This window comes from Halorussus ruber (genome assembly GCF_004765785.1).
In the GTDB taxonomy this organism is placed as follows: Archaea; Halobacteriota; Halobacteria; order Halobacteriales; family Haladaptataceae; genus Halorussus; species Halorussus ruber.
In genome coordinates, this window is sequence record NZ_ML219769.1 from 214,489 (window position 1) to 227,316 (window position 12,828).

13 protein-coding genes and 2 pseudogenes are annotated in these 12,828 nt (G+C 61.4%); 11 read left to right on the plus strand and 4 right to left on the minus strand.

Annotated elements, in window-relative coordinates; translation table 11 throughout:
• Positions 1 to 91: 91 nt before the first annotated feature.
• On the plus strand, positions 92 to 1,195 hold the full coding sequence (locus EPL01_RS03140; protein WP_135823798.1) for a nitrous oxide reductase accessory protein NosL: 1,104 nt from the start codon (positions 92 to 94) through the stop codon (positions 1,193 to 1,195).
• 303 nt (positions 1,196 to 1,498) lie between these two features.
• Here EPL01_RS03140 and EPL01_RS03145 read toward each other — a convergent pair whose 3' ends face one another.
• Entirely contained in the window at positions 1,499 to 2,380 is an 882-nt protein-coding gene (locus tag EPL01_RS03145; protein ID WP_135823799.1) for a universal stress protein, read from the minus strand.
• Positions 2,381 to 2,435: 55 nt separating this feature from the next.
• Between EPL01_RS03145 and EPL01_RS22560 the strand changes: the two are divergent.
• The 4 genes and pseudogenes from EPL01_RS22560 to EPL01_RS21960 all read left to right on the plus strand — a co-directional run bounded on the left by EPL01_RS22560 (position 2,436) and on the right by EPL01_RS21960 (position 3,890).
• Positions 2,436 to 2,986, plus strand: a pseudogene (locus EPL01_RS22560) (dienelactone hydrolase family protein).
• 48 nt (positions 2,987 to 3,034) lie between these two features.
• Positions 3,035 to 3,457 carry a CBS domain-containing protein gene (locus tag EPL01_RS03155; RefSeq protein WP_135823800.1) on the plus strand — a complete coding sequence of 141 codons (423 nt, stop codon included), beginning with the start codon at positions 3,035 to 3,037 and terminating at the stop codon, positions 3,455 to 3,457.
• Between the two features lie 18 nt (positions 3,458 to 3,475).
• Positions 3,476 to 3,625 (plus strand): DUF7557 family protein, encoded by a 150-nt coding sequence (locus EPL01_RS21405; protein WP_168215790.1) that lies wholly within the window; start codon positions 3,476 to 3,478, stop codon positions 3,623 to 3,625.
• A 31-nt stretch (positions 3,626 to 3,656) separates the two neighbouring features.
• Positions 3,657 to 3,890, plus strand: coding sequence for a hypothetical protein (locus EPL01_RS21960; RefSeq protein WP_210424062.1), 234 nt, complete (start codon positions 3,657 to 3,659; stop codon positions 3,888 to 3,890).
• A gap of 38 nt (positions 3,891 to 3,928) precedes the next feature.
• On the opposite strand, the pseudogene EPL01_RS22565 reads toward EPL01_RS21960, so the two are convergent.
• Positions 3,929 to 4,030, minus strand: a pseudogene (locus EPL01_RS22565) (universal stress protein); the annotation flags it as partial.
• A gap of 133 nt (positions 4,031 to 4,163) precedes the next feature.
• On the opposite strand from EPL01_RS22565, the gene EPL01_RS03170 reads away from it, so the two are divergent.
• The 3 genes from EPL01_RS03170 to polX all read left to right on the plus strand — a co-directional run bounded on the left by EPL01_RS03170 (position 4,164) and on the right by polX (position 8,887).
• Positions 4,164 to 4,793: a class I SAM-dependent methyltransferase gene (locus tag EPL01_RS03170; protein ID WP_135823801.1), complete on the plus strand. Its 630-nt coding sequence runs from the start codon at positions 4,164 to 4,166 to the stop codon at positions 4,791 to 4,793.
• 169 nt (positions 4,794 to 4,962) lie between these two features.
• Positions 4,963 to 6,690 carry an adenosylcobalamin-dependent ribonucleoside-diphosphate reductase gene (locus EPL01_RS03175; RefSeq protein ID WP_135823802.1) on the plus strand — a complete coding sequence of 576 codons (1,728 nt, stop codon included), beginning with the start codon at positions 4,963 to 4,965 and terminating at the stop codon, positions 6,688 to 6,690.
• Positions 6,691 to 7,159: 469 nt separating this feature from the next.
• Positions 7,160 to 8,887: a DNA polymerase/3'-5' exonuclease PolX gene (polX, locus tag EPL01_RS03180; RefSeq protein WP_135823803.1), complete on the plus strand. Its 1,728-nt coding sequence runs from the start codon at positions 7,160 to 7,162 to the stop codon at positions 8,885 to 8,887.
• Positions 8,888 to 8,977: 90 nt separating this feature from the next.
• Here the strand turns inward: polX and EPL01_RS03185 are convergent, their stop codons facing one another.
• A complete protein-coding gene (locus tag EPL01_RS03185; RefSeq protein WP_135823804.1) occupies positions 8,978 to 9,469 on the minus strand; it encodes a DUF2267 domain-containing protein in 492 nt (163 codons plus the stop codon).
• 484 nt (positions 9,470 to 9,953) lie between these two features.
• Between EPL01_RS03185 and EPL01_RS03190 the strand changes: the two genes are divergently transcribed.
• Together EPL01_RS03190 and EPL01_RS03195 are read left to right on the plus strand one after the other, a co-directional pair.
• Entirely contained in the window at positions 9,954 to 10,253 is a 300-nt protein-coding gene (locus EPL01_RS03190) for an amphi-Trp domain-containing protein (RefSeq protein ID WP_210424063.1), read from the plus strand.
• Positions 10,254 to 10,301: 48 nt separating this feature from the next.
• A complete protein-coding gene (locus EPL01_RS03195; protein WP_135823805.1) occupies positions 10,302 to 11,180 on the plus strand; it encodes a universal stress protein in 879 nt (292 codons plus the stop codon).
• 14 nt (positions 11,181 to 11,194) lie between these two features.
• Here EPL01_RS03195 and EPL01_RS03200 read toward each other — a convergent pair whose 3' ends face one another.
• Complete coding sequence (locus tag EPL01_RS03200) at positions 11,195 to 11,626, minus strand: universal stress protein (protein WP_135823806.1); 432 nt, start codon at positions 11,624 to 11,626, stop codon at positions 11,195 to 11,197.
• A gap of 113 nt (positions 11,627 to 11,739) precedes the next feature.
• Between EPL01_RS03200 and EPL01_RS03205 the strand changes: the two genes are divergently transcribed.
• On the plus strand, positions 11,740 to 12,714 hold the full coding sequence (locus EPL01_RS03205; RefSeq protein WP_135823807.1) for a hypothetical protein: 975 nt from the start codon (positions 11,740 to 11,742) through the stop codon (positions 12,712 to 12,714).
• Positions 12,715 to 12,828 lie beyond the last annotated feature (114 nt).

Sequence of the window (12,828 nt, forward strand, 5' to 3'; positions counted from 1 at the left end):
CCGCGGTTCGTATCGCGGGGTCACCTCCTCTTCCCTCGATTTCGAGAATCGTGCCAACCCACTCATTAGACTCCGGGTGGTAGAGTACGGTATGAGTAACGACGACGGCCGAGTCATCGACCGCCGGACGGTGCTGACGACCGGTGCAGTCGCGCTCGGTGCGGGACTGGCTGGCTGTACCGGGAACGGTGGCACGTCCGAGACGACCACGGACCAGACGGGAACCACCGACCAGACGGAGGCGACCCAGACCGCGACCGAATCGGAGACGACCGACTCGGTCGCTCTCGACGAACCCGCGGAACCGACCGAGTCAGATCGGTGTGCGGTCTGTAACATGACCGTCGCAAACTTCCCCGAGTGGAACGCCCAACTCACGCTCGAGGGCGACGGCGGACGGCGAGCGTTCACCTGCTCGCCGGGATGTCTGGTCACGCTCGCCGCGAAACCCGGGCAGTTCGTGGACGGCGCGACCGGCGACGACGTGGCGAACGCCTGGGCGCGCGACCGGACCACGACGGACCTCGTGGACGCGACCACCGCGAGTTGGGTCCTCGACCCCGACGACGAGCGGGCTGGTGGCCCGATGAGCGGCAACCCACTCCCGTTCGCCGAGGAGGCCGACGCCGAGAGCTACGTCGCCGAGTACGACGACCTGACGAAACACGCTATCGTCGGGTTCGACGCCTTCGACGCGGCGCTCGCGGCCACCTACCGCGGGCGGTTCCTCCCCGACGCGACCGATTCGTCGGTCCTCGACGCCGTGGAGGTCCCCGACGACGCGACCTGTCCGGTCTGCGGGATGCAACCGGCGAAGTTCCCGGACGCCAACGCGCAGGTCGCCTTCGAGGACGGCGGGCGCGAGTTCCCCTGTTCGCCGGGGTGTCTCGGCGCGTTCTACGCCGACACCGCCGCGTTCGCCGACGAGCGCGAGCAGGACGGTATCGTCTCCGCGTGGGTTCACGACTACGGCACCGACGAGCTAATCGACGCGCTCGAGGCGTGGTTCGTCCTCGAAACGAACGGCGAGCGCGTCTCAGACCTGCCGATGAAGACGAACCCGGTCCCCTACGCCGAGCGCGCGGACGCCGAGAGCTACGTCGAGCAGTACGACGACCTCACGGCCGACGACGTGGTGCGACTGACCGACTTCACGACCGAACTCGGCAAGCAGTACCGCGCTAAACACTACTGAGCGAACGCGAGCAACCCATCCGTACGTGCGGTAGCGAGAATACTCCGCCGTCTACAGAATGGCAAGGCGACTACCACGGGGCTTGACCCCGAGGCGCTTCACGGGATGTCATCCTCTTCGACAGCACGTCTTTTCGTGCGCTGGCCGCGACGAACGTACTGATTAGCTCTTCACCTGTCTGTACTGGACGCTGTCCCCTCGAATCGGAATAACGAAACAGTATTGACAACTACTGCTGACGGACTATCGAGAGGAGACGGGTTTCGAGTAGCGGGGTTCTCGACGGCCACAGAACCACTAAAGTTACACTTCCTGTTCGGATGCTCGCACCGTCAGGACCGGAATCGGTGACGTGCGAACGAGATACTCGCTGACGCTTCCGAGTACGTACCTGTCGAAACCGGTTCGACCTTGCGTCCCGACGACGACGATATCGATGTCGTGCTCCTCGATATACGACAGTATCACTTGGTGAATCGAGGGGCCATGTTCGACCGCCGTGGAAACCTCCTCGACGCCAGCATCCGCTGCGACCTCCGCCGCGTCGTCGAGAAGGGTGTGTGCGCCCTCCTCTAAGGCTTCCATCTGGAGGTCGAGACGAACGTCGGCACCGAGCGACGGAAGCGCGATGACGGAGAGGAGGTGGAGCGCTGCCTCGTCGGCGTTCGCCACGTCCACGCCCACGTCGAGCGCCTGATCGGCACAGTCGCTCCCGTCAGTGCCAACCAGTACGTTTCGATACGGGTAAGTGATTCTGGTCTCGTCGTCCGGGCGAATCGTGAGTACGGGCGTCTCTGCTCGTCTGACGACGCGTTCTGTCGTGCTGCCGAGTAGGAATCGTTCGAGTCCGCGGCGTCCGTGCGTGGGCATGACGACGAGGTCGATGTCGTGAGAGTCGGCGTAGTTGAGAATCGTCCGATACGGTTCACCTTGGAGCACCTCAGTGACAACATCGACGCCACGGTCCTGCACGCGAGTGGCGGCGTCTTGGACGATCTCCTCGCCCTCCTGTTCGAGCACGTCGATGATTTCTCCTTGGATTTGGGTGAGGCTATCCTGCGTCGTATCTGCGACGTTGAGGACGTGCACCGTCGCGTCGTGGCTGGTGGCGATATCGAGGACGTGGTCTAACGCGAGTGATGCGCCGTCACTGCCGTCGGTCGGAAAGAGCAGTTGCTCGTACATCGTCTACAAATCGGGATAGAGATACAAAAATTGAGCAGGCGACTTTTCCGACACGGTGGTAGCGATACCTGATTCGGGGTCGAACGCTGGCTTGGTGGAGCCGGAGGGGGACCTCCGCGTCCCGGCGAACGCCCCGGGATTGGTCGTGTTCGCGCACGGAAGCGACAGCAGTCGGCACAGTCCTCGAAACAACGACGTCGCGGAAGCGCTCCGGTCACGCGGACTCGGACCGCTCCTCTTTGACCTGCTCACCGAGGAGGAAGACCAGTCCCGAGAGAACCGATTCGATATCCCGCTACTGACCGACCGGTTGCTAGCAGTCACGGTCGGCTGAGAGAACACGACGAGACGAGCGACCTCGCGCTCGGCTACTTCGGCTCTAGTACCGGCGCGGCCGCCGCGTTCCGGGCCACGGCGAGACGCGGTTCGGACATCGAGGCGGTCGTCTCTCGTGGTGGCTGGGTCGACACGACGGCCGAACGCCTCGACGACGTTCGGGCCGCGACGCTGTTCGTCGTCGGCGGCGAGGATACCGACGTACTCGAACTCAACCGCGATGCGTTCGAAGAACTCGCAGTTGACTGGTTCGCCAATCATTTGCCGTAAACATACATTTATACTCGTGTTCGTCGGAGACGTAACGGGGGAGAGATAGTGACAGTACTAGACGTAGCTCGAACTGACGTAATGACCGCTCCGAGTGATCAGACCGCTGGGAATCTGGCGACAGTGATGAGAGAGGAGAACGTGGGCAGCGTGATAATCGAAGACGACGACGAGCCCGTGGGTATCGTCACCGACCGCGACCTCGTATTGCAGGTGCTCGAACCGCGCGAGGACCCGACTACGGTGACTGCCGAGGACATCATGACCGAGACGCTGGTCACGGTGCAGGGAGACGACGGTATCTTCGAAGCGACCGCGACGATGTACGAGAACGACGTGCGACGGCTCCCCGTCGTGGACGAGAACGGGAGCCTCGAGGGCATCGTGACGCTGGACGACCTGCTTGTGTTGCTCTCGACCGAAATGGAACACCTCACGGGAGTCATCGAGACCGAATCACCGCCGTACTGAGACCGAACCCATCCGACCATGACCGTCACAGTAGAACTCGACGACGAACTGGCAGATCGAATCGAACAGCATCTGGAAGAGGACGAATCGTACGAGGAGTTCATCGAGGAACTGGTATCGGTGTACGAGACCGAAGGAGAGTTCCTCACGGAAGGGTACTCCGAATAGCCGGAGAGAGCCACGAACGCGGAGATTTGCGATGAGCGAGCTTCGAGACCGTACGTCGTGGGAAGCACCGAACGACATCGAGGCAGCGGCCAGCGAAATCAGGTCAGCCGCGACCGAACTGACGAGTCCGACGGACTTGGACAACCTCGTTGCGGACCTCGGCGACAGTCGGTACGTCCTGCCGGGAGAAGCGTCCCACGGTACCTCCGAGTTCTATCACGCGGACCGCGAAGCCGTGCCCGAGTTGTATCCCTGGGGAATATAAAACTGAGTCGTCGCGCCCCCTCCGGGGTCAGTCGCGCTCTATCGTACTGTGAGGACGTGGACACCGGCCATCCGGACGGCTCGTTCGGTGACACTCCCGAGGAGGTGTCTGTCGAGACCGGTCCGACTGTTGGTTCCCAATGACGACGGGGCCTCCGCGTTCGACTGCGATGAAGGTGCTACGCCGGGCTTAAAGATAAGTCATCTCGCCGGACCCGTTGCGCTCTTTGTGACTACCGACAGGGCGAAGACCGAAGCGAGCGAACGCTGAATTATGCCGAAGGTTGAACCGTTCGAGGAACACGCCGACCGATACGAGGAGTGGTTCGAACAGAACGAGTACGCCTACGAGTCGGAGCTGGCGGCGCTCCGCCGTCTCCTCCCATCGTCGGGGTACGGGGTCGAAATCGGCGTCGGGAGCGGCCGGTTCGCCGCGCCGCTGGATGTCGAGGTCGGCGTCGACCCCTCGGGAGCGATGCTGGCGTACGCCAGCGAACGAGGCATCGACGCGGTCGAGGGCGTCGCAGAAGCGCTTCCGCTGAAAGACGATGCGTTCGACGTCGCGCTAATCGTGACCACAATCTGTTTCGTGGACGATATTCCGGAGACGCTGGCGGAAGCCGACCGAGTTCTCGGGCCCGACGGCACCCTCGTCGTCGGCTTCATCGACAAGGACAGTCAACTCGGGCGAGTGTATCAGGAGATGCAGGACGAGAATCCGTTCTACAGGGACGCGGTGTTCGTCTCGACCGACGAACTCGTCGACGAGCTCGAAACTGCCGGGTTCACCGACTTCGAGTTCGCCCAGACCATCTACGACGAGCTCCCCGAGATAGACGAACGTGAACCGGTTCGCTCGGGATACGGCGACGGCTCGTTCGTGGTAATCGGAGCCTCGCGGTAGCAACTCCTTCGCGTGCACGCAGAGGCGTGTCGCGTACACGCAGAGGTTTATATATTTACTTCGCACTCTTTCCAATCTGAAAACCCCGAACTTCGGAACGGGGATTCAGACGAGCAACTCCCTCAACCGAAAAGTAACTCTTTGTAGGAAGACCGAGCAGTTCTAGGGCATGGCTTCGCTGGACACCGTCGCCGAAACGGTCCTGAAGAAGCGATACCTCCGGCGGGACGAGACCGGCGAGGTCGTCGAGACACCCGACGAGATGTTCCGGCGGGTCGCGTCGAACGTCGCGCGGGCCGAGACAGAGTTCGGGGGCGACGCTGCTGAGGTCGAAGACGAGTTCTACGAAGCGTTGTCTAACCTGGATTTCCTGCCGAACTCGCCCACTCTGATGAACGCGGGTACCGAGTTAGAACAACTCGCCGCCTGCTTCGTGCTGCCAGTCGACGATTCGTTGGAATCCATCTTCACCGCGGTCAAACAGACCACGCTCGTCCACCAAAGCGGGGGCGGGACCGGGTTCTCGTTCTCGAGGCTCCGACCCGAGGGCGACGTGGTCCAGAAGACCGGCGGCGTAGCGAGCGGGCCGGTCAGCTTCATGAGAATATTCGACACGGCGACCGAACAGATAAAACAGGGTGGGCGGCGACGGGGTGCCAACATGGGCGTGCTTCGCGTCGACCATCCCGACATCGAGACGTTCGTCGATGTCAAGCGAGAAGCTGACGCGCTACGGAATTTCAACCTCTCGGTGGCGACGACAGGGGCGTTCTGGGACGCCTACGAGACGGGCGAGTCCTACGACCTCGTGAACCCGCGGACGGACGAGACGGTCGGGCAGGCGGACCCCGACAAACTGCTGTCGGCCGTCGCCGAAGCGGCTTGGGACACCGGCGACCCCGGAGTACTCTTTCTGGACGCGATAAACGAGCACAATCCGACGCCGGAGTTAGGCCGAATCGAGGCGACGAACCCCTGCGGCGAAGTCCCGCTCCTGCCCTACGAGGCCTGCATCCTCGGTTCGGTCGACCTCGGAAACCACACCGACGGCGGCGAAGTCGATTGGGAGAAACTCCGCGAGACGGTCCACCTCGGAGTGCGGTTTCTCGATAACGCCATCGAGATGTCGGCGTTCCCGATTCCCGAAATCGAGGCGGCGGTAGCGAAAACTCGCAAACTCGGACTGGGTGTGATGGGATTTCACGATATGCTCGCGGACCTCGAAATCCCGTACGCCTCCGACGAAGCCGTCGAGTTCGCCGAGGAGCTCATGGCGTTCGTTCACGGCGAGTCGTGGGACGCCTCGAAGCAACTCGCCGAGGAGCGCGGACCGTTCCCGGCGTGGGAGAATTCGACCCGTGAGGAACCGATGCGGAACGCGACGACGACGACTATCGCGCCGACGGGCACTATCTCACTCATCGCAGGGTGTTCGGCGAGCGTCGAACCCATCTACGGCGTGGCCTACACCAAGCAGGTGATGGACGGACTCGAAATCGTGAACGACCGATTCGTCGAGATAGCGAACGAGCGCGGGTTCTACTCCGAGGACCTCCTCGACCAACTCCACGGTAGGACGACGATTCGAGACGTGGACGCGATTCCCGACGACGTGAAGCGCCTGTTCCAGACCGCACACGACGTACCCGCCGACCGTCACCTCGAAATACAGGCCGCCTTCCAGCGGCACGTGGACAACGCCGTGAGCAAGACCGTGAACTTGCCCCACTCGGCCACCGTCGAGGACGTTCGAGATATCTTCCTGCGTGCGCGAGAACTCGACCTCAAAGGCATCACGGTGTTCCGGAGCGGTGCGAAACCCGAACAGGTGCTAGGTGACGACCCGCTCAAAGAGGAGTGCATCGGTGAGTGCGAGTACGTCACTGAATCCGAGTAGCGACGGTTCGGTGGCTCTATCGAGAATTATATTTCCATTTTTAAGATAAACATGCCTGTCTTTAATATAGGTATAGATGGTTCATCCTCTCGCGTCTCGACGCGAAGATAGTTTAGTTGCTGTCGCGGGTGAGGATGAGGATGCTCAAGCAGACAGATGGTTGCAGTTGCTGTTGGCGTGACTGTCGCTGTTGTCGTGGCGGTTGGGATTAGTGAAGCGGTCGCTGTTCGTGCAGTGTTTCGAGCTATCGGTGAATTAGGGAGAACCGCACCCGTAACTGCCGCTATCGTTGAGCATGTGAAAACAGCACCAGCACCCGCGACAGAACCAGCACCCGTGACAGCACTAGCAACCGCACCAGCAACAGCGACTGTGAAAATTGTCGGTTCGTATCTGAACACGGCCGAGCGAAACGGGCCGGGGTTACTTACGATGCGCCAGCGAACACCCACTTACCGGGGGAAAGACGTTGAAGAACAAGGAGATAGCCGACCTGCTGTACGAAATCGCCGACTTCCTCGAAATCCAGAAGGTGGAGTACAAGCCGCGGGCCTACCGGCGGGCGGCGCGGAGCGTCGAATCGCTATCCGAAGACATCGAGGACGTCTACGAGCGGGGCGAGCTACAGGACGTCGAAGGTGTGGGAGAGTCTATCGCCGAGAAGATAGCTGAATACCTCGAAACCGGCGAACTGGAGTACTACGAGGAGCTCAAAGCCGACCGTCCGGTGGATATCGAAGCCGTGACCCGCGTCGAAGGCGTCGGCCCGCAGACCGCCAAGACGCTCCACGAGGAACTCGGCGTGACCGACCTCGAAGACCTCGAACAGGCCGCCCGAGAAGGGGAGATAGCCGAAGTCGAGGGGTTCGGCGAGAAGACCCAGCAGAACGTCCTCGACCACATCGAGATGGCGAAATCGGGTGAAGAACGGGTGCTCCTCGGCCGGGCGTTCCCCATCGCCCGCGAACTCGAAGACCGACTCGACGCGGCCGACGAATTCGACCGCGTCGACATCGTCGGCTCGTTCCGCCGCCGTCGCCCGACGGTCGGCGACCTCGACGTGTTGGCCACGGCCGACGACTCGGAAGGCGCGATGGAGACGTTCTGTACCCACGAGGACGTGAAGGACGTCCTCTCACGGGGTTCGACCAAGTCCTCCGTCATCGTGTCGGGCGACCTCCAAATCGACCTCAGACTCGTCGCTCCCGAGGAGTACGGGGCCGCGCTCGTCTACTTCACCGGGTCGAAAGACCACAACATCGCACTTCGGAACGTCGCCATCGACCGCGACTGGAAACTCAACGAGTACGGTCTGTTCGACGTCTCGGAAGTCGAGAAATCGGAGTCCGGCAAGCGAGTCGGTGAGCGTATCGCCGGAGGGACCGAAGAGAGCGTCTACGACGCCCTCGACCTCGCGTGGATTCCGCCCGAACTCCGGGAGGAAACCGGCGAAATCGAGGCAGCGGCCGACGACGAACTGCCGGACCTCGTGGAACTCGACGACGTTCGAGGCGACCTCCAGATGCATACCCGGTACTCCGACGGGTCGGCCACGGTCCGCGAGATGGCCGAGGCGGCCGACGAACGCGACCTTGATTACGTCCTCGTCTCCGACCACGGTCCCTCGTTCCAGTTCGCTGGCGGCATCGACCAGGACGAGTTTGAAGACCAGCGCGACGAAATCGAGCGCCTAAGGGCGGACGACGATGTGGAGGTGGAGATCCTCCACGGTATCGAAGCCGAGATCACTACCGACGGTCTCGATATCTCCGAGGAGTGGTGCGACCGCTGTGACATGGTGGTCGGTGCAATGCACAGTACTCCGTCGAACCCTACGGAGGTCATTCAACAGGCGTTCGTGGATCACCCTATAGACATCTTTGCCCATCCGTTGAATCGATTGATTCACGAGCGCGAACCGCTGGACCTCGGTCTCGAAGCCGTCGTCGAAACCGCTGCGGAGGAGGGGATAGCGCTCGAAATCAATGCGCAACCCGAGAGACTGGACCTCGATTGGCAACACGTCAAGGAGTACCGCGATGACGCGACGTACGTGGTTTCGACGGACGCTCATACGACTGCCGGACTTGACTTCATGCACCTCGGAGTGGCCCAGGCCCGACGCGGATGGTGTACCGCCGACGATGTTCTCAATGCGAAACCGGTCGACGAGGTGCAATCATTCTTCGAAGGCTGAGAAAATCGAGAACGGTCGCGTTGGAATTGAAGGCTTGTGAGACCGAGAGGGCTGCCAATCTGAACTATCCGCAGTTGGGGTTCAACGGAATCACTCGGACGTGTCTCCCGGTTCGGCGTCGCTTTCAGCGTCGGATTGTGGACCGCCCCCCGTTTGGTTCTCCTGCGCCTCACCCCAGCCACCTGCGTCGGTCACCGCGAACAGCTTTCCCCAGTTTTCATCGTCCTCACTTTCGGGGAGTTGATCGCGTAACTGCCAGAAATCGGACTCCGGGACTACCGTACTCGCCAGATCCATGATGACTTGCGCGTGGTACGCCGCCTCCGGGCGATCTATCCCCTCAATCTCGCTGACCCGCGAGACGAACTCTTTCCAGTCGAACCGCTGGCCGTGTTCGTGCACGGCACCGGTCATGTACCACTTGATTTCCATCGGAAGCGAAGCGGCGAGGTCCTCGGCCGCGCCCTCCGGAATTCGCTGTCCTACAGTCAGGAGTGTCGCTCGAATTGCCCGCAGCGTCTCGGCAGTCCCCGGTAGTTCGAGTCGATGCTGTATCTGGCCCGTAAACTCATCAAACTTCATCTGTTTCCCCCACGATTTCCACGACTTCGAGGAGCATAAATCCACTCCGTCGCCCCTCGGCCGCTGGGCAGTCACCGTTACTGCCTCCGCAACAAGAGGAGTGCACTGCCGACAACCACCCCAGCACCCATCAGGAAGAGACCGAGGCGATGAACGTCACCGCTCTCAAACAGGAAAAACAGTAATCCGCCCCCGATAATTGGAAGGAGTACGAAAAAGACGGCCCACCGGTCAGACAGAGCATCGCTTGCGGACTCGGCTCCCATAGGAAGACTAAAGGGACCAACAGCATTCAAACTGGCCTTCCAGACCGTGGAACCGCTCGAGTCACTCCAGCCTACAGAATCGTGAACTCAGGATTCGCGTACGCACGCCAGCGTCAGATATCCCGTCTGCTTTTCGCCGCAGCGTATCGAGAACTGTGGGTGGAAATTTTGCCGCCATAGAACGAGACCGTCATTCCTCAAGACCGAGAATCACCCCCGTGTTTATCGGGTCCGTCAGTGTACCGTACGCTACGGGAGGGCTCGAAACGGAATCGGAGAAGACACGGACCGAAATCGCCACGTACCTCCGAGAGTTCGCGGAGCAACTCGACAGCGACGGAGACGTGACGCTCGAACTCGCTGACCAGCAGGTGCAGCCGAATCCAACGGCCCCAGTGACGCTCAAACTGGAAGGCGAGTCGGACTGGACGGAGGCCGATACAGCGGCCAAACAGAGCATCGAGTTCGAACTCGTCTGGTGGCGTGACGCCGAGACGCCGGAAGCGGGGGTTAGATAGCAGTACCGAGCGAGAATAACGTCGATCCACTCCCCGTATTACGACACCATGTTCGACAACATCCTATTCCCGACAGACGGGAGCGAGCCAGCGGAATCGGTCCTCGACTACGTACTCCAGATCGCGGCCGAGCACGAGGCCACACTCCACATCCTCAACGTCGCAGACACCAGCCGAGACGGTCTCACCCAGATTCGAGGAGACGTGATCGACGTACTGGAGCAGGAAGGCCAACGAATCGTAGACGAGGCGACACAGCGTGCGACGGAGCGAGGCATCGCTGTTGTCCCGGAGATCCGCCAGGGCGACCCGTACACCTCGATTGTCGAGTACAGTCAGCAGTCCAGCGTCGGTCTGATTGTCATGCCGACGCACGGGCGGCGTGGACTGAAGCGGTCGCTCATCGGGAGTGTGACAGAACGTGTCATCAACACGGCGGAGGTGCCTGTCGTCGCGGTCAACCCCGACAGGGAGCGTCCGCTCGCCTATCCCTGCCAGCACGTCCTCGTTCCGACGGACGGGAGTCGCGGTGCGGAACTCGCGCTAACGAACGGAATCGCCGTGGCGAACGCAACCGGTGCCACGCTTCACGTCCTGCACGTCGTCGAGACGGGGAATCTCGGACCCGATGCGCAACTCGTCCTGAAAGAGGAAGAATTGGCGGAGCGAGCGAACGAAATCGTGACGGACGCAATCGAGACTGCCGAGGCGGGGTCGCTTGACGCAATCGAGAGTGACATCGAACACGGTGTGCCGTCGCAGGAAATTCGCTCGTACATGGAGGAGCATGCAATCGACCTCGCTGTCTTGGGGACGCACGGGGAGACGGATTTCAGCCGCTACGTGATGGGCGGCGTGAGCGCGAAACTCGTCCGAACGTCGCCGGTTCCCGTGATGTGGGTTCGTGAACCCGAGTCGAACGAATAGGCGGTTGTGGCGCTCTATCGGACGACGGAAACGAGCACGGGGGAACGTCGCATGACCGTCTCGGCGACACTCCCCAGGGGAAGTGGTGAGTCGTCGTCTCGACCGTGACTCCCCATGATGACGTGGTCGATGTCGTTCTCCTCGGCGTACTCGACGATGGCCCGCCACGGTTCGCCCACATCAACCTCCGTTGTTATCTCCACGCCGTGCTCGGCGGCTAGTTGGCGTGCCTCGTCGAGTACGTCGTCGGTTTCCTCTCGCGCCTCGTCGTACCAGTTCTCGAACTGGGCCTGAGAGAGCGGACTGTCGCCGTCGTTCCACGCGCCGTGCGGCGTCATGACAGAAAGTACCGTAATCTCGTCATCGGGATACGTCGTTACCGCGTATTCCAGGCCCTCCAGAGACTTCGACGACCCATCTACAGGGACGAGGAGTTGCCGTGTCATACTCCCAATCGGACCGCGAAACAGAAAAGCCTGCAGGCAAACCAATACGACTGAAACTATTGATGAGGCGTTGGAACCCACCTGAATGGTCACTGCCCTGGCCGCCAGTGGTCGTGGGGTTTCTCCTCCTGGCGGTGGCACCGCTCGTTCTCTTCGGGTTCGGCGTGTGGGGAACTTTCCTCCCGCGGGGACTCGTAATACTGAGTCCGGCCCTCATTGCTGGCACTCTCGGAATCGGGGTCGGAATCAGATACGAGTGGTGGGAACTGCGTCGCGTTATCGATGACGGGACAGTCACTATGAGGGAGGCCCATTGGAATCTGTTGGCTGTCGTTTGCGGGACGTTGCTCACCTTCGGCGGCGTCGCGGAACTCGGGACTTCTCCCATCGTCGCAGCCAGCGTGGTCGGCATCATCGCAGCCGTCGTTGTCCCGAACACGGCCATTCCGGTGTACTGTGGTGCGTTCGTCGGGATGACATCGCCGGAGCTGTTCGGGTCGTACTGGTACGCCACCCTCGCCGCGGTGCTGGCCAGCCTGCTGTTCACCGTCGCCCATCCGGTATTTCACGGCCTGGGTGGCAAGCTGGGAACGACCGCGTTCGTCGGGGTCTTGTTGGTCGTGGTGCCAACCGCTGGCTCGTTTCAGAGCGGCCCTCTCCCCGGTCAGCCGGTTATCCTACCTGTGGTTGGATTTGCGGCGCTTGGTGCTATCAGCACCTTCACGATCCATACACGCTCGCCCGCCAGCCCGGTTCTGGCCTCTGGACTCGTGGGTGCGGTCGGCGGACTCCTGCTCCCGTGGTTCTTCGATGCCTCGGGGGAACTCCTCGCCGCGGCTGTCTACTCCGCTTCGTTCGCTGGAATGACGGACCCCAAACGCATTCCAAACGAGTGGTGGATTGGAGCGACTGGAATCGGAGTCGGATTGGTCGTCGCGTACACGACGCCGTTTCTCGGGGGGTCGGGCGGGAAACTGGGGACGATTGCCTTCGGCTCATGTCTGGGTATTCACGGAATCCTCCGAATGGTCAACATCTTTCAGCTCTCTCGCCGTGCCTATCAGCCCCCCGAGGAGGAGACGACCTGAGTACCTCTCTACTGGAGAGGGCTTCTTCGCTAAATTCCCCGAGAGGGGGGTTTCAGACGACCGTTTAGCTCTCTCGGCTTTCTCATCCGAGGAGCATCACTCAGAACCTCTTGT

Excerpts from the sequence above, each read along its gene's own strand:
- EPL01_RS03175 (WP_135823802.1), top strand. The coding sequence starts at position 4,963 with ATGGCTTCGCTGGACACCGTCGCCGAAACGGTCCTGAAGAAGCGATAC.
- EPL01_RS21405 (WP_168215790.1), top strand. The coding sequence starts at position 3,476 with ATGACCGTCACAGTAGAACTCGACGACGAACTGGCAGATCGAATCGAA.
- EPL01_RS03185 (WP_135823804.1), bottom strand. The coding sequence starts at position 9,469 with ATGAAGTTTGATGAGTTTACGGGCCAGATACAGCATCGACTCGAACTA.
- EPL01_RS03195 (WP_135823805.1), top strand. The coding sequence starts at position 10,302 with ATGTTCGACAACATCCTATTCCCGACAGACGGGAGCGAGCCAGCGGAA.
- EPL01_RS03170 (WP_135823801.1), top strand. The coding sequence starts at position 4,164 with ATGCCGAAGGTTGAACCGTTCGAGGAACACGCCGACCGATACGAGGAG.
- EPL01_RS03140 (WP_135823798.1), top strand. The coding sequence starts at position 92 with ATGAGTAACGACGACGGCCGAGTCATCGACCGCCGGACGGTGCTGACG.
- EPL01_RS21960 (WP_210424062.1), top strand. The coding sequence starts at position 3,657 with ATGAGCGAGCTTCGAGACCGTACGTCGTGGGAAGCACCGAACGACATC.
- EPL01_RS03200 (WP_135823806.1), bottom strand. The coding sequence starts at position 11,626 with ATGACACGGCAACTCCTCGTCCCTGTAGATGGGTCGTCGAAGTCTCTG.
- EPL01_RS03145 (WP_135823799.1), bottom strand. The coding sequence starts at position 2,380 with ATGTACGAGCAACTGCTCTTTCCGACCGACGGCAGTGACGGCGCATCA.